The organism is Vibrio kasasachensis, from assembly GCF_050337565.1.
Classification (GTDB): domain Bacteria; phylum Pseudomonadota; class Gammaproteobacteria; order Enterobacterales; family Vibrionaceae; genus Vibrio; species Vibrio kasasachensis.
This window is the reverse complement of the sequence record NZ_JAKJTB010000002.1, coordinates 1-14,940: the sequence shown is the minus strand read 5'-3', so window position 1 is coordinate 14,940 and position 14,940 is coordinate 1. Positions and strand designations below refer to the sequence as shown.

Genomic DNA, 14,940 nt, shown 5'->3' with positions numbered 1-14,940 from the left:
TAATTGCGTGTTTGACGGTGGTTTTCGTTTCAAGTTTTCTGCCAAGTTTGGTTAAGGTTAAATCAGAACCATTGAGAACGCTTTTAGTGGCAAGTATAAGAGATCTAAGTCGTTTTTTGTGAATATTAGGGCATTGGTCTTCAAGAGTTTGCTGTAGAATTTGAATATCGCGCATCGTTAGGTATCCCTATTAAATCCATTTGATAAGGTGTGTTTTTGGCGAAATTCATTAGATCAGAATGAGCGATGCGCGTCTACTCATTGTTTTTGTTGGAAATTATGAGGGGATTCCCGAGAACGCGGCGTTATATTTAGGATTGAAAATGGTAAATATTGAAGGGTTAATTAGTACGTGCAAAAAGTACGTTCTTGATGATAGAAATACGGTCGTTATCAGTGAGCCATACATTCCTTATGTTCCTAAAAACTGGAATGGAGTTTTGGTACTAGCGGAAAGTCAAAATTTGTCGGTCAGTAATACTGACTATGTTCAATTTCTCTCAAAAATGTCGACTGATGAAAGAATTAAAAGGTTAGGTTATTCAACTGATTTTGTAGGCGTCTACCCTTGGGATGATGGTTCTATCAAATTGGCAGTTGAGGCGGCTTTACATGTCAATGCTTCAGAAGTAGCAGTCTCAAATGCAGTCTTATGGTCGCAAAGAGGAGGGAATGATCAAAACGTTAACCCTGATCTCGACCTTCAAAGTTTATCTTCAGGAATTTGGTCTGAGCTATTATCCTTACTCAATCCTAAAATTGTTGTTTGTTGTGGAAAAATAGCACAACGAGTAGTTTCTAAGTCCGGTTGGGAAGGGGAAACTATTTTTCTAAGGTTGCCAGCAAAAACCGCAATGTCGCGCGTGTCTGGCATGTTTACCGAGGATGACTTGTTTAAGCGTTACCCAGAGGTGGAAAAAGTCGCTGATAGAAACCCGTTATGGTTAAGTGGTGGCTATAGACAAAATAAAATATTTTTCGCTTGTCATGCGGTTAGCGTAACTCCTAAATATAACAAAGCATTTAAGACGGATTCTGTAGTTGACCCGATCTAGTGGACACCTTCAATCGTAATTGGAGGTGCTTATGGCAGCTTATAAATCAGGCAAGAAAACTCAAGAATATCTTACGGAATTTAAGGTGACTGCCGTCCGACTTTCGCTTCGAGAAGGAGCGACAGTTAAAGGCGTGGCGCTATCATTAGATATTCATCCTTACATGCTTTCTAAGTGGCGAAAGGACTATCGAGAAGGGATTATTATGGAAGACAAACGTAAGAAAAAGACTAAGATCCCGAGCCAGAAAACAGAGTCTAGTCGGATTGCAGAGCTTGAGCGCCAGAACGAACAACTTAAGCTAGAGAACGATTTGCTAAAAAAGTGGCAACGATTCGTTGCCCAAGAAAATCGACAAAATTCCGATTCATAGCCCAAAACAAAACGCGTTATTCAATCGTATTGATGTGCCGTTTTTTGTCCGTATCCAAGTCGGGCTATTACGCTTGGCTTGATAGAAAACCTAGCCGCTACGATCAAGAAGACCGGGCTTTGAAGAAGCAGATCATTGAGGTGTTTTCACAGAGTCGAGAGACTTACGGTAGTCCCCGAGTTCATGCTGAGCTTAGGCGTCAAGGGATTCGGGTTAGCCGTAAGCGTGTAGCTCGGATCATGCGAGAGCAAGGGCTGAGAGCGAGAAGCTATCGGATTTATTTCAAAATGGCGAAGCTACATCGCTTCTATCAATCGATTAAGAACATCAAAAAAGATACGCCCAAACCAACCGCAGTCAATCAACAATGGTCAGGCGATTTGACCTACATAAAGCAAGGTAAACGTTGGATGTATCTTGCCGTCGTTATCGACCTCTACTCACGTAAAATCGTGGGCTGGTCGTTTGGAAGTAAGAAGAATATACAATTAACGATGAGTTCGTTGAGAATGGCGATTCGAAACCGAAAACCAGAAGAACGTTTATTGTTTCATACAGACAGAGGCTCAGAATATCGAGCGCATGAAGTTCAGGAATTATTATCAAAAAACGGAATAGTGCCGAGTATGAATCGTCCTGGTTATTGCACTGATAATGATGAGGTGGAGTCGTTCTTCCATACACTCAAAGGCGACATTATCAGGAAAAATAGCTTTAAAAGTGAGAAGCAGCTTAGAGATAAACTTGCCGGCTATATCCAGCATTTTTATAACCGTTATAGACTGCACTCAAGTCTTAGATATCGAAGCCCACATGAATATGAAGTGATGACGGGCTGAACAGAACATGGTGTCCATTTTATCGGGTGAAGATCAATATGCAGAAGCCCCGTTTTTCTCATTGCGATAGTGGATATCAAATGGAGATAAATCTAAGTGATTATCGATGATGTGTGAAATGGCGTACTCAATGGTGCCGGGTATCAACTGTTCATCGATAATAATGGGGACGAACATGTTTTGGTTTGAGTAGTCGGTTTTGAAATTGGGCATAACCGTGTCTCAATGCGAATAATTAAGATTAGATCACAAGGAGTTGATGCGTTCAAGTTCATATCGTGATGGAATAGCGATGCGATCAAAATTGAGAATGGGTTAGGGAGAAATCCTACAGCCTCGTTAGCCGTCACGAAGCTTGCTATACTCAAAGTGATAGAATAGTATCACTTTAGTATTCCTTTGGAGCGGAACTTATGAAAGTTGAATTAGTCACATCTCTAAAACGCCAGGCTACGAAGATCTTAGCGGATCTGCATGATAGTAAAGAACCCGTATTGATTACTGAACACGGTAAACCATCAGCTTACTTGGTTGATGTTGATGACTACGAGTTTATGCAAAATCGTCTTTCAATTCTTGAAGGTATTGCAAGAGGCGAACGTGCTATAGCCGATGGTAAAGTTGTTTCCCACTCTGAAGCTAAAGATAAGATGTCTAAATGGCTGAAGTAATCTGGACAGATCCTGCTTTATCAGACCTCAATGACATTGCCGAATATATAGCGTTAGAAAATTTAGTAGCGGCTAAGCTTTTGGTTCAGTCTGTTTTCGAAAAAGTGGAACGTTTAGAAATGTTCCCAGAATCAGGGCGTGTCCCTCCTGAGCTTGACTATCTAAGCTACCGTGAAGTCGTTGCTAGCCCTTGTCGTGTATTCTACAAACAAGAAGGTGACAAAGTTTACATTCTGTATGTGATGCGTGCAGAGCGAGATTTACGTAAGTTTTTACTGAGTAAATAGTAGGTTCAAGTGAGCGGCTAACAAACAATTTAAGAGTAATTCATTTTGGTTCGCAAAGTATAGCCATCTGTTTGCGGCAGTTTAGCTCGGCGTTGATATAACCCCTTTTTTTAATTAAAACGAAGAAGTTTCAGCTCCCTCATTGTAGAGCCGTGCAATCCTGCTTAAGGATGTGTTAACGCATAGGTGAAGCAAGTAATTTCGTCGGTTTTCATGCTAGCCTCCAAGTTTAGTTGTTTTATCACACTAATTATGACTCTGGCTTTAAGCTAACCCACGATATCGGAGGCTAGCACCTTGTGGGAGTCATTATGTCTATGCGTAATAAGGATATTCATGGCAAAAGTGACATTACAAGGTTTTATTCTAGTTCCGGAAAATGAACTAGAAGCCGTGAAAAACGAGTTGATAAATCATAAGCGACTGACACTAGAAGAAGCTGGATGTCTTACATTTAGTGTTACTGAAAGCCCAAATAATCCATGTTGTTTTGACGTTTACGAGGAGTTTGAAAGCAAGTTGGCGTTCGAGGCGCATCAAACGAGAGTTCAATCATCGTATTGGGGCAAGGTGACTGTAAACGTAGAGCGTTATTACGAAATTTTTGAGTAAACGCATAACAAAAAGACTATGGCGTCAATAGTTAATTTTTGGCGCTATTTGCATCCCACATACAGCCATCTCTGAGTATTGTGATTTCGGCGTTTGCTGAGGATTTGAGTGGCGCGAGGCTCACGTCTTAACTAATCGTTACGCGTCCACAAGCTCCAAGATCCCCTATAGTTAAAAGTGGTTGATTGAATCCTTGAGGGCTATATGGTGGAGAATAAATGGTATTTATACTTAATAATCATCTTGGTTTTCTTGCTTGTCGGTATGTCACTCTATGTGCAAAAACTTAGGCAGGCAGGTGTTGAAGAAAAGGTGGTTGAACTTCCAGTTTTTGTATCATCTCAAGAAAGAAATAAAGTATTGCAGGAGTTTATCCAACATTGGAATAGTGGCGATGAACGTTTACTCAATAGTATGTTCTCACTGGGCGACAGTGTTAGCTTAATAGAATTTCTTGAGCGTTGGAAAAGTTCTGTTGGTGACGTTATAGCGGGAAACTATGACACTTATGAGTATATTGATGTAGTAGGAAATGAGTTTTTTTATCAATTGTATTACACTCTTAAATTTGAAAAATCAGTTAAGGGTTTCCTACTAGTAGATATATATGTTTATGACAACAGCTACAGGCTTGTAGGTTTTAATGTGGGCGTTTACCCAGATGAGTAAAATACTTTTTACAGTTTGAGTTCAGAAATATAACAAACAATTTAAGAATGACTCCCAACGCGTGGCGATTTCATTCCATGGGAATTTAGAGTTACGGAGCAGTGGTTTAGCTTGGGTGTTATAGCGTTGTCGCACTTTAATCGGCGTTAGTTTTCCCATCGACTCCAATTAGTCGCTAGGGAACTTTTGCTTCTGGTGTAGAACTCGCATTACGTGAATCATTGAGGCGTCAACCCAGTAGGAAACGATCATTGAAATTTCGAGGATAACTAGTAATCGTCCTTGAATACCATCACGTTGAACACCGATTAGTGGTTGCTCGAGTAAGTTTTCCACTTTAGCTTCGATGGTTTAGTCAGTTTTGTCTGCCGCGTCAGGGTTGAAGTCATAAAGAAACTCAAAGATCTTCTCACGATCATTCAGAGATTCTTCTTCCCATAAAATCATTGTTGACCTCGACCGCGAATCTTAGCTTTTCGCTGTTGCTCCGCCATTTTTTCGGTAAGCTCACGGCAAGCATCGCTAATTGTGCGTCCTTGGCTCTAAGCCATTTGCTGAGCTAAGCGTTTAATTTCGTCATCAACACGAAATTGAATTCTAGTGTCCATGAATAACTCCTAAATTAACGTGTGTACAAATGTTTGCACTGGGTTAGGCAAGGGCAACTAACAAACGACTATGGCGACCGTAGTTAATATTTGTAGTGGTCAATAATTTCCGGACATTGATTTAACGCGCTTCTAGAGCTTGAATTTGCATTTGCTCTAGCGTCAATTAGCTTAACCCACAATAGTGGAGATTAGCACCTCGTGGGATCATTGTATCTAGGTAGCAAAGGGGAAATATGGAAATTTCATTACTAGTTGATCATCCTGATTACGCTTCCAAAATAGCGAAGTGGTACTTTGAAGAGTGGGCTCATATTGCCCCCAATATCACTGAAGAGATGGTACTGGAAAAAGTCATCGAGAAATCTGTAAATCGGGACAAAATACCGTTGGCTCTTGTCGCTTGTGAAGGCGGTGAATTAGTTGGTGTACTTGAACTAAAGATACGTGAAAATACAAACTACCCTGAATATGAAAATTGGATCGGCGGTGTGTTTACCAATCCCGTCAACCGAGGGCAGGGAATTGCAAGTCAATTACTCAAAAAAGCCAAGGAGTTGGCAATAGAATTAGGTATTCAGAATCTATATTTACAGTGTGAGAGCTTCAATGTTCCACTGTATTTAAATCATGGCTTCAAAGCTCTACACCAAGCTCAACATCACGATGCAGAAACAACAATAATGATGTGGCGGGCACCTACATCACAAATATAGAGGGTCTCTTAATGCGGCTCTCTGTAGCCAGCGTTTATTCGCAGGGTCACTAGACGTTCTCTAATTGCCGCTATCGGGCTTAAATTCCAGTTTTTTATGTCAACAACGTGCTCTCACACTGCATCAATTAGATGTTGAACTCACTTCATTGTTCGACTTGTTCGGGTAAAAAGTGGTTTCGTGTTGAAGGCATGAGCTTTCAAATTCGCACCGTGGCGCATCTGGTGGTAAGTGAGTTTCTGGTTGTGAGATGGTTCGAAAAACGAGGTTAATACCTCTGTCCTTAACAATAAAATCAATAAATTGTGCTAAAAAATCACAATAAGTTAAGACAAATACCAAACGCTTGCCAATTTCGCTTCGCTCAAGTATGGAAAGCGCTAGTTACTCCTTAATGCAGCGATAGATGCTCGATCTGAATGTGGTTGCGATATTCGTGAAAAATTAAAGACGTTAAAGGATATTAATTTTGGCAAAAAGAATATTAGATATTAGGAAGTCTGATTTAATCAGCATGACTAAAAAAAATAAAATTCAATCTTTACTTATGGGGGAGGGAAGAGGTCTTTTCTGCGAAATATTTGCTACAAGTCCTGCTCTGTTAGGGAATGTCAGCAATGTGGAACTAGCGGCAGGGTTTGGTGCCGATGTATTGCTTTTGAATGACTATTACGCTTTTGAACCTATGGTGCAAGGGATGCCGCACCAAAACGAAGGAAATACTATATCACAGATTAAAGAACTGACTGGGCGAATGGTCGGCGTAGATCTTTATGTTAAAGATCGATCGAAGAAGGAAGGTTTTTGGCCGCCGGAAGGGATACTGTTGTCAGAGGCTAACTTATCCAAGCTTGTAGATGATGGTGTTGATCTTATTAATGTCGTGGGTGACCCTGAGCAAGGAGTGACCAACGAAGAGATAGCTGAAGCAATCAATCAGATTCCAGAGGGATTAAAACAACAGGTGGTAATCGTTTCCGGACGAATGAACAAAGCAGGCATTCCCAGCATGAGAGTCCATGAGATGTTACCAAAAACATTTGTTAAGGACTTAGTGGATGCGGGGGTCGATATCGTCATGCTTCCAGCTCCAGGCTCGGTGCCAGGTTTTTCAGTAGATATTGTATCGGAATTAGTTGATTACTGTCATAGTTTGGGTGTTATGACCTTAACTGCTGTAGGGACCTCTCAAGAAGGTGCCGATACGGATACGATTAAAACCATCGCGATCAATGCAAAAATGTGTGGAACTAATCTACATCATTTAGGCGATTCTGGCATGGTGACAGGCGTTGCCTCACCAGAAAATATCCTGAGCTATTCGATTGCGATTAAAGGAAAGAAGCACACTTATAGACGTATGACAGCATCACTTAAAAGATAGAGTTGATTCAGCATTGCCTTGTCGCTGGCGTAAATGAGTATTGAACATTGCATGTAGCAAGGCATCGAGGTGATGCGTTTTTTGGTTGGCTCACGATTTTGGAGGCTAGCTCCTCGTACAGGTCATTGTACCTATGTTGGTGCGGTGCTCCTTCAAGCTATTGTAATCTTGTCTTTCTGACGCAGGCAATGAACGCTACTTTTTCGTTTTTCCTGCGGCTAAAAGTCTTTGACATGTCTTTCAAAAACAGATTTGCATTATTATTTCCATATGTAAAATAGTCCGCACTTGCATCCGCCCACTTTTGATCATTTCTTGCCTTCAAAGCTGTCACTCTCGCATAATTGGTACGATACCGATTAATGAAGCGAATTTTTTGTAGATGATATCCCGAGTTCAGGAAGGTTACTGTTGAAATATTTGCTTTGTATTGAAGTACAATGTGTAGTCATAAATTTTTAGTAAGGGGAGTAGATTGGCTCAAAAATACTACGTAGTGTGGAATGGTCGTGAAACTGGAATTTTTACAACGTGGGCTCAATGTAAAGCTCAAGTCGATAAGTTTGCCGGAGCGAAGTATAAATCTTTTCCGTCATTACCTGAGGCTGAATTAGCTTTTGGGAAGAAAACTAGTAATCAATCATCGGTAGTTACAGCGGCTAAGAAACCAAGCAAGTCAAAAAAGATACCTCTTTCTCAAGAGCAAATAACGGATATGTTATTTGATATTAAAATTTTCACGGATGGCGCAAGTGTACCGAACCCAGGTGAAGCTGGTGCAGGTCTAGCGGTATATAAAAACAATAGAATAAGTGAATTATGGTATGGCATCTATCAAGCAGTTGGTACAAATAATACCGCTGAATTAAATGGCTTGAACCAAGCTTTTATATTGGCAAAAGAGAAAATTGCTAAAGGTTATTCAGTTGCTATTTTTTGTGATTCTACCTATGCAATACAGTGTATCACTCAATGGGCTGAAGGATGGTCGAAGAAAGGCTGGACAAAAGCGAGTGGTGAAATAAAAAACTTAGACATAATTAAACCTATGTACGCTTTGTATCAAGAGATAGCGGGTAAGATCGATATTTTCCATGTTAATGGTCACGTCGGCATTGAAGGTAATGAACTCGCAGATAGAATGTCGATTGTTGCTATTGAATCGAAGGATGAAGCGTTAACTCTTTATCGAGAAACGAATGATATAGAGAAAATTTTAGCTCTTCGTGCGGGTTAAATTAGGCAGATTAAAATATGGATTGAGTGTCGCGCCGCTGGCATAAGTCCTCGGGTGCTGAACAGGATTCAGCCCTTTTTTATCTAGTAATTTATTCAGGCATGTTTGGTTAGGCTACGCCTTGATCGTTTTATCAAGGCGCAGTGGTACGGTAAATTTGGCTACTTCTTTAGAGGTGAGACTACTGCCTCATGAATCGACCGAAGGGAAGATTACAAAACCTACAAGGTAAATCGTACGGTCTCACGCCTCAAAGTATCACCTATCTGAGATAAATGCCCAGCCAGTTCACGATTGTTGGCTGCATTTGTTCGCGTTTTGTTTGAAGTCTCAGCAACATGAACAATTCTTCTATTCATATCGTTCGCCACTTCGCTTTCTTCTTTGGTTGCACTCGCGATATGTGTATTCATTTCGTTGATCGCCATGACAGCATCAACAATACGCTCTAAAGCAGTATCAGCTTGATGCATTTTTACTACGCCCATTGCCGCTTTTTCTTGGCTGGTATTTATCGCAGCGACAGATTCTTTTGCTTGGTTTTGAAGTTTCTCCACCATTTGTTGTATTTCATGGGTAGAATTAGCTGTTCTAGCCGCCAAGCCTCTAACTTCGTCTGCAACAACAGCGAATCCTCGACCAGACTCACCCGCTCGTGCTGCTTCTATTGCTGCATTTAGTGCAAGTAAATTGGTTTGTGCTGCTATTTCGTTGATGACATCAAGCACTTTGCTAATATTTAGGCTGTTTTCATTTAATACTTTAATAGTATCACCAACAGACTGAACGTCTTGATTGAGTTCATCGATAGTTTGTGTGGCTTGTGTAACCATCGCTCTACCGCTGGTCGCTTCTAATTGCGCATTATCTGTATATTCTGAAGCATGTGCACTGCTGCTTGCTACTTCTAGTATTGTCGCGCTGATTTCGTTCATAGCGGTAGAAATCATTTCAATTTCTTGATATTGCTTATCCATTCCATCAGCACTGGATGATGCTGCTGTTTTAAGCTGTAGACTTGAAGTGCCAAGCTGTTCACTTGTTTTTACAACATTGCTCAATATAGACGAGATATCTTTTAACACATCATTATAATCGTTATAGAGCATGCCTATTTCATCCTGAGTATTCTCTTCAGGTAAATATACGGTTAAGTCTCCTTTCGATAGTGTCTTTAGCGCATCTCTTAACGGTAACAATGGCTTCATGAGGAAGTTTCTAACATATAAATAAAAGCAACCTGATAGTAATAATAATAGAGAAATAAGAGCTAACGATAGATGCATATTATGTTTTACATCTGCGTTGCTTTGGGTTTCCATCATTTGAACCGCTCTATTCATTTCTTTAAGAATGTTCGGAGAATTTTCAAATACACGTTTTTTGACATCCAGTTTATCCGCGATTGAGGTCGATTCATTTGATTGTAATAAGAGAATATCCTTTTGGTAAACGCGCCATAGTTGGTTCACTTTTTCCAGTTGCGATTTGATTTCTATTGTCGATGGTGCAGAAATACCTTTACTTTTATCTCCAGTAATCAGCCATTGCATTGCAACTTCAAATTGTTCAATAGTTTTTTGTGTATCTTTAGCCTCACCTAGCCCTGCTTGTACGAGCAACGCTTCTTTTGCAACCCGTTGAGAAAGCATGCGTTGTTTGCCAGCTACATTTATTGTAACTGCATCTGCGTGCATACCACTGTAAATAATTACCATGGCGATAAAGCCTGAAAGAAACAGTACCGATATAAGTAGTAGTAATTGAGATTGGATTTGTTTAAATCCAATAAATTGTAATATGCTTCTGACAAGCTTCATATACCTATCCAATTGAGGTTGAAATGAGATTTGGGAAATACTACATTAGTGTTAGATGTATTAACAAGGTTAGATGAATTTATATAATTGTTCGTTGTAAATAATTAGTGTAAACCACCTTCAAATAGACTTGATTTTTGGTCAAAACTTCAATGAATATTTCCCGCGAAAGCATAATTCGAACTTATAGTGGTATAGATTAAAGACCGACTTGCAGTTCATTGCCTGATAGCGTTCTGTAATTTATTATATGATAATCAAGATGTACTGAAAGGCTCGCATTATATGAGGGCAAAGTAATAATCTACAACCTAATAACTCAATATTACGTCTAATTTATTATTCATCTCTAATTTTTAGTAGTTCATGCTACATATTGATAACAATAAAAGTAGTATTACGCCGCAATCTCGGGAATCCCCTCATAATTTCCAACAAAAACAATGAGTAGACGCGCATCGCTCATTCTGATCTAATGAATTTCGCCAAAAACACACCTTATCAAATGGATTTAATAGGGATACCTAACGATGCGCGATATTCAAATTCTACAGCAAACTCTTGAAGACCAATGCCCTAATATTCACAAAAAACGACTTAGATCTCTTATACTTGCCACTAAAAGCGTTCTCAATGGTTCTGATTTAACCTTAACCAAACTTGGCAGAAAACTTGAAACGAAAACCACCGTCAAACACGCAATTAAACGCGTCGACAGACTCCTCGGAAACCAACAATTACACCGCGAAAAAGACATCATTTATAAGTGGCACGCGCACTTAATTACACGGGCTAATCCATGCCCCATCGTCCTTGTTGATTGGTCTGATGTTCGTGAGCAACTCCGTTATATGACGCTTAGGGCATCCGTTGCACTCGATGGGCGAGCAGTCACGATTTACGAACAAGTCTTCGAATATAAACACTATAACTCACCCAAAAGCCATCAAACATTTCTCGACCAATTGCAGAAAATTCTGCCAAAAAACACCTGCCCGATCATCGTATCAGATGCAGGATTTAGAAATACTTGGTTTAGGCAAGTCCAAGAGAAAAGCTGGTTTTGGCTCGGTAGAGTTCGAGGAGAAGTCTCTTTAAAACAGCCTCATGAAAGCTGGGTATCAAACAAAACATTCTACCCAAATGCTAACCACAAACCCAAATATCTAGGAAAATGCCTGTTAGCAAAAAAGTCACCTATATCTTGTGAAGCCTATGTCTATAAGGCGTTAGAGAAAGGAAGAAAAGCCAAGCGCCACAGTCGAACTAGCCTAAAGCACTCCGCCACCCACCTTTATCAACGTAGTGCCAAAGAACCATGGTTACTCGCGACCAATGTGCCTCGCCATATTTTAAATGAAGTGCAAATCACCAATTTATATGCAAAGCGCATGCAGATAGAAGAGTCGTTTCGCGACTTGAAAAGCACAGCTTATGGCATTGCACTTCGACATAACCGAAGCCGTTGTACTAAGCGTTTAGATATACTGCTACTCATCGCGTTGTTAGCAGAAGTTTTGATGTGGTGGAATGGCTTAGCTGCCGTGCAAGCGAAGTGGCATTTTGACTTTCAAGCCAACACCATAAAACATCGCAGAGTGCTTTCAATACCTCGCTTAGGGCGGGAAGTTCGGAGCCATCGACGGTATCAAATTCATGAGTCCCAATATCAATGGGCAATACTTGAATATCAACGGCTCACGCACAACGCCGGACTGGGGGAATTATGAGGGGATCCGTCAGCGCTTTGTTATACCCTATTCATCGTATGGTTTTAACATAGACAGTACTTGTGTGAATGAGTCTGCCACAGGAAATATTGCCTCCTCACCTTCGAGTTCGTGAAACCAAAACACCACCGCTGGATTGGTATTACTATCCGAGTAGTCTAGGCAAAGATAGTCACCTCCCGCACCGAGAACGATTGGCAGATAGTCCTTTGATATACCGTGTACTTCCCGCAAGGTTGAAAGTGATGAAATAACGTTTGTACGACTTTCTAATGGGTCAAGAGTTAATAATTCACCAAACCCAATACCCCAAGATGAACCTTTGACGTCAATAGACAAACTTCCATTTCTAGGTTGCCCGCCATGGTAATACTTAACACACTCAACATAATCTTGAGGCAAGTTGAACTGAACTATTATTGAAACACTTTCGATTAATTCGTCTCTCAAAGGCTGATGGTCTTCTTCGAAGATCAACCATTCATTTTCATTACCCAAGTGTTAATCCTCCTGTAGGGGTATAACGCCGCGTTAAGTAGTGAGCAACGCCACCACAGAACCTAACCATACCACCTTAAACACAAGACCCAACGATGGAATGAAAAGTGCCAGGCGTTGGGAATCTGCCTTAAACGCTTTGTTAGTTTTTTGATGCGTAAAACTGTTGCTGTTCCCCACATTCGGTACATAGAAGCGTTAAAGAGTTTTTGTCCGTTTTAATTGTGATATCTGCTGAACCACAAATTACACAACTAGTCTCTTTGCTACTTTCTTTTGTTGATTTAGAACTATCAAATATCTTATATAACTCATTATTCCAAAGAACTTCTGGAGATTTATAGAATGCAATATCGTCACCACCACCAATGACCAAATCAAATAACGCAATGTTTAACTGAGACCGTTCAGTACTATAAGTACGATTATATTTATAAACGTCCCACCCTTCATTGCTAGCTCTTGTCGCCAAATATAAGATCTTACTTGGGATTGTATTTACCGCATGTTTTCGACTCTCCGCCTTACCCTTTGCATAAAATAAGTGAGCGTTTTCTGTGGCTTTCTTTATAAAATAGTATATTTCTGATACAGAAAACTCATTGAGGATTTCTTTTATAACTTCATTTGTTTTCTTTGGAGCCTCAGGTAATTGAAGTTGTTCTAGGCAAGCATCTAAATATGTAACAACTTCTTCTTCAGCGAGCCTAAATACTAGCTCCTTGAGATCGTCTTCCCACTCAATCTGTATACCATCGCGTAACTCAACATAAACTAACTTGAATAATTCTTCGAGGCTTAACCTATTAGAACCATCTAGTGAAACATTAACAACCCAAAGTACATCTCGATAATAGAATGATTTAAAGTCATCTGAGGAATCAAATGCCGAAACAGGAGAGCTTGGATCCACAACAATCACACCATCACGATGTAACTTTAAAATAATTTCATTGTCGAAATTAGATGTAGGAGATAAATCCACGGCACTGCCAGAATTGTTCAACGACTTAATATGATTAAGCTCTGACTCTGATTGCATTAAAAACAGGGATAGCAAATAGCACTTATGACTAAACGATAACTTTGAATAACTAAACATAGCCTTTTTATCAAGGTCATACTCTTGAGAAATTTTCTCAAGATCTGCGGCTAGTTTTACTCTAACGGCTTCAGCTCTTTTCTCAGAACACGGTAAACAAGTACAAACAAGTGGTCTGTTGTAATGATGACCTTCCTTGTGACTGCACTCTATACAAAAGTATTCCATAGAGTATGAGCTGCCCGACTTGCTTTTTCGTTTATAAAATAGAGGCAAAGCACAATATGCACATTCAAGTGATTCATGTATGACAGGTGGAAATAATGACACTAGTTTATTAGGATGAGCATCTATCCCATATTCTTCCATGAGCTCTTGGTTTTTCTCACCCGAAATGTACCTTTCGTATAGCTCTTCAAGTTCCTCTAAAGTTAAGTGCTTAACTTCTTCAGCCAATTTTATTTTCATGAGATAGCACCATTAACTATTGATATAATGGGGGATTTTACATTTTTCACGTTCACAGAGCTAGTAAAAACTAACGCTGCGTTAAGTAGTGAGCGACGCCACCACCTAACCTAAACCATTGCACCGTAAACACAAAATTCGACTTAAACTGAAAATGCCGAGCGTTGCGAATCTGCCTTAAACGCTTTGTTAGTTTGCCTACATGATACGGCCAAAGTTTAGCGCCAAGATGCTGAATTGGTTACAAAACTACTGGCTTTGAACACAGATGTAAAACTGAAAACTACAGAACTCAAGCCCAACCAACAAAACGCACTTGGCTAAGAAGCGACATGCGCCAAACCACCACGATTTGAAGCACTCTAACTGGCAAAGGATTTGTTCGACTAACCTGACAACCAAGAGAGACCAAACCATTTGTTGAGTAATTTAGCCACCAAGAAAGAGAAGCCGCGCCAAAGAACGACACGAAAAAGTTAGAAACAGTAAGTGACTGCCCCACCACTAACGCTTCCCATATAGTGCCACCGGAAAGATCGTGAAATTGGAAAACGAACAGGAGCAAAGCACAGAAACCGGGCAAAGCTCTTTGAAGATAAACGCTTTTCTACTTTTGCAAACTAACGCCAAATTAAGGTGATGAGATGGTCTCCCCCTACCACTTCACATGACCATGAGCCATGCTTGGAGTGTTCAGGTCCCGAAGCAAAAGGAGAAGACCATGACTCAGCATAAAATCATCGGCATCGATTTAGCAAAAAATATTTTCTTTCTTGTTGAAATCGATCATAAAGGAAAAAACATCAGCCGTAAAAAACTTCAACGAAGTAAGTTGCTTAGCCATATCGCGAACCTAAAACCCTGCACTATTGCTATGGAAGCTTGTTCGGGCGCTCACTACTGGGCGCGTGAATTTGAAAAATTTGGGCAT

Annotated in this window: 14 protein-coding genes and 5 pseudogenes; 11 read left to right on the top strand and 8 right to left on the bottom strand. The window is 40.2% G+C overall.

The features are described from left to right. A pseudogene (locus L4C38_RS00155) lies at positions 1-175 on the bottom strand (IS4 family transposase); the annotation flags it as partial. Between the two features lie 64 nt (positions 176-239). On the opposite strand from L4C38_RS00155, the gene L4C38_RS00150 reads away from it, so the two are divergent. Continuing rightward, positions 240-1,055, top strand: a complete 816-nt coding sequence (locus tag L4C38_RS00150; protein WP_428795526.1) for a hypothetical protein — start codon at positions 240-242, stop codon at positions 1,053-1,055. Positions 1,056-1,086: 31 nt separating this feature from the next. Beyond that, a protein-coding gene (locus L4C38_RS00145) for an IS3 family transposase (protein ID WP_428795525.1) occupies positions 1,087-2,267 on the top strand; the annotation gives its coding sequence in 2 pieces (ribosomal slippage) (positions 1,087-1,372 and positions 1,372-2,267; 1,182 coding nt in all). 36 nt (positions 2,268-2,303) lie between these two features. On the opposite strand, the pseudogene L4C38_RS00140 reads toward L4C38_RS00145, so the two are convergent. Further along, positions 2,304-2,480 (bottom strand): annotated as a pseudogene (locus tag L4C38_RS00140) (transposase); the annotation flags it as partial. A gap of 200 nt (positions 2,481-2,680) precedes the next feature. Here L4C38_RS00140 and L4C38_RS00135 point away from each other — a divergent pair. From L4C38_RS00135 to L4C38_RS00120, 4 genes are all read left to right on the top strand, one after another. Continuing rightward, on the top strand, positions 2,681-2,938 hold the full coding sequence (locus L4C38_RS00135) for a type II toxin-antitoxin system Phd/YefM family antitoxin (protein WP_428795524.1): 258 nt from the start codon (positions 2,681-2,683) through the stop codon (positions 2,936-2,938). Continuing rightward, positions 2,926-3,225: a type II toxin-antitoxin system RelE/ParE family toxin gene (locus tag L4C38_RS00130; protein ID WP_428795523.1), complete on the top strand. Its 300-nt coding sequence runs from the start codon at positions 2,926-2,928 to the stop codon at positions 3,223-3,225. Before L4C38_RS00135 ends, L4C38_RS00130 begins: the two co-directional genes overlap by 13 nt. Positions 3,226-3,561: 336 nt before the next feature. Next, entirely contained in the window at positions 3,562-3,837 is a 276-nt protein-coding gene (locus L4C38_RS00125) for a putative quinol monooxygenase (RefSeq protein ID WP_428795522.1), read from the top strand. Positions 3,838-4,041: 204 nt separating this feature from the next. Next, on the top strand, positions 4,042-4,506 hold the full coding sequence (locus tag L4C38_RS00120) for a hypothetical protein (RefSeq protein WP_428795521.1): 465 nt from the start codon (positions 4,042-4,044) through the stop codon (positions 4,504-4,506). A 168-nt stretch (positions 4,507-4,674) separates the two neighbouring features. On the opposite strand, the pseudogene L4C38_RS00115 reads toward L4C38_RS00120, so the two are convergent. Both L4C38_RS00115 and L4C38_RS00110 read right to left on the bottom strand, forming a co-directional pair. Further along, positions 4,675-4,953: pseudogene (locus L4C38_RS00115) on the bottom strand (type II toxin-antitoxin system RelE/ParE family toxin). A 23-nt stretch (positions 4,954-4,976) separates the two neighbouring features. After that, positions 4,977-5,114 (bottom strand): annotated as a pseudogene (locus L4C38_RS00110) (damage-inducible protein J); the annotation flags it as partial. 236 nt (positions 5,115-5,350) lie between these two features. Here L4C38_RS00110 and L4C38_RS00105 point away from each other — a divergent pair. The 3 genes from L4C38_RS00105 (at position 5,351) to L4C38_RS00095 (ending at position 8,451) form a co-directional block, all read left to right on the top strand. After that, the gene (locus tag L4C38_RS00105; protein ID WP_428795520.1) at positions 5,351-5,830 is read left to right on the top strand and encodes a GNAT family N-acetyltransferase; all 480 of its coding nucleotides are present in this window, start codon (positions 5,351-5,353) and stop codon (positions 5,828-5,830) included. Between the two features lie 469 nt (positions 5,831-6,299). Further along, positions 6,300-7,214, top strand: coding sequence for a DUF7916 family protein (locus L4C38_RS00100; protein ID WP_428795519.1), 915 nt, complete (start codon positions 6,300-6,302; stop codon positions 7,212-7,214). Positions 7,215-7,689: 475 nt separating this feature from the next. After that, positions 7,690-8,451 (top strand): ribonuclease H1 domain-containing protein, encoded by a 762-nt coding sequence (locus L4C38_RS00095; protein WP_428795518.1) that lies wholly within the window; start codon positions 7,690-7,692, stop codon positions 8,449-8,451. A gap of 221 nt (positions 8,452-8,672) precedes the next feature. Here the strand turns inward: L4C38_RS00095 and L4C38_RS00090 are convergent, their stop codons facing one another. Next, entirely contained in the window at positions 8,673-10,271 is a 1,599-nt protein-coding gene (locus L4C38_RS00090) for a methyl-accepting chemotaxis protein (RefSeq protein WP_428795517.1), read from the bottom strand. A 530-nt stretch (positions 10,272-10,801) separates the two neighbouring features. Here L4C38_RS00090 and L4C38_RS00085 point away from each other — a divergent pair. Then, entirely contained in the window at positions 10,802-12,001 is a 1,200-nt protein-coding gene (locus L4C38_RS00085) for an IS4 family transposase (protein ID WP_428795516.1), read from the top strand. A 27-nt stretch (positions 12,002-12,028) separates the two neighbouring features. Here L4C38_RS00085 and L4C38_RS00080 read toward each other — a convergent pair whose 3' ends face one another. From L4C38_RS00080 to L4C38_RS00070, 3 genes are all read right to left on the bottom strand, one after another. Continuing rightward, positions 12,029-12,499, bottom strand: coding sequence for an SMI1/KNR4 family protein (locus tag L4C38_RS00080; RefSeq protein WP_428795515.1), 471 nt, complete (start codon positions 12,497-12,499; stop codon positions 12,029-12,031). A 142-nt stretch (positions 12,500-12,641) separates the two neighbouring features. After that, the gene (locus L4C38_RS00075) at positions 12,642-14,009 is read right to left on the bottom strand and encodes a hypothetical protein (protein WP_428795514.1); all 1,368 of its coding nucleotides are present in this window, start codon (positions 14,007-14,009) and stop codon (positions 12,642-12,644) included. Positions 14,010-14,301: 292 nt separating this feature from the next. Continuing rightward, positions 14,302-14,574 carry a hypothetical protein gene (locus tag L4C38_RS00070; RefSeq protein ID WP_428795513.1) on the bottom strand — a complete coding sequence of 91 codons (273 nt, stop codon included), beginning with the start codon at positions 14,572-14,574 and terminating at the stop codon, positions 14,302-14,304. 156 nt (positions 14,575-14,730) lie between these two features. On the opposite strand from L4C38_RS00070, the pseudogene L4C38_RS00065 reads away from it, so the two are divergent. Continuing rightward, a pseudogene (locus L4C38_RS00065) lies at positions 14,731-14,940 on the top strand (IS110 family transposase); the annotation flags it as partial.

Bases quoted from the DNA above. Each gene is read 5' to 3' on its own strand.
- L4C38_RS00150 (WP_428795526.1), top strand. From the start codon at position 240: ATGAGCGATGCGCGTCTACTCATTGTTTTTGTTGGAAATTATGAGGGG.
- L4C38_RS00135 (WP_428795524.1), top strand. From the start codon at position 2,681: ATGAAAGTTGAATTAGTCACATCTCTAAAACGCCAGGCTACGAAGATC.
- L4C38_RS00130 (WP_428795523.1), top strand. From the start codon at position 2,926: ATGGCTGAAGTAATCTGGACAGATCCTGCTTTATCAGACCTCAATGAC.
- L4C38_RS00125 (WP_428795522.1), top strand. From the start codon at position 3,562: ATGGCAAAAGTGACATTACAAGGTTTTATTCTAGTTCCGGAAAATGAA.
- L4C38_RS00120 (WP_428795521.1), top strand. From the start codon at position 4,042: ATGGTGGAGAATAAATGGTATTTATACTTAATAATCATCTTGGTTTTC.
- L4C38_RS00105 (WP_428795520.1), top strand. From the start codon at position 5,351: ATGGAAATTTCATTACTAGTTGATCATCCTGATTACGCTTCCAAAATA.
- L4C38_RS00090 (WP_428795517.1), bottom strand. From the start codon at position 10,271: ATGAAGCTTGTCAGAAGCATATTACAATTTATTGGATTTAAACAAATC.
- L4C38_RS00085 (WP_428795516.1), top strand. From the start codon at position 10,802: ATGCGCGATATTCAAATTCTACAGCAAACTCTTGAAGACCAATGCCCT.
- L4C38_RS00075 (WP_428795514.1), bottom strand. From the start codon at position 14,009: ATGAAAATAAAATTGGCTGAAGAAGTTAAGCACTTAACTTTAGAGGAA.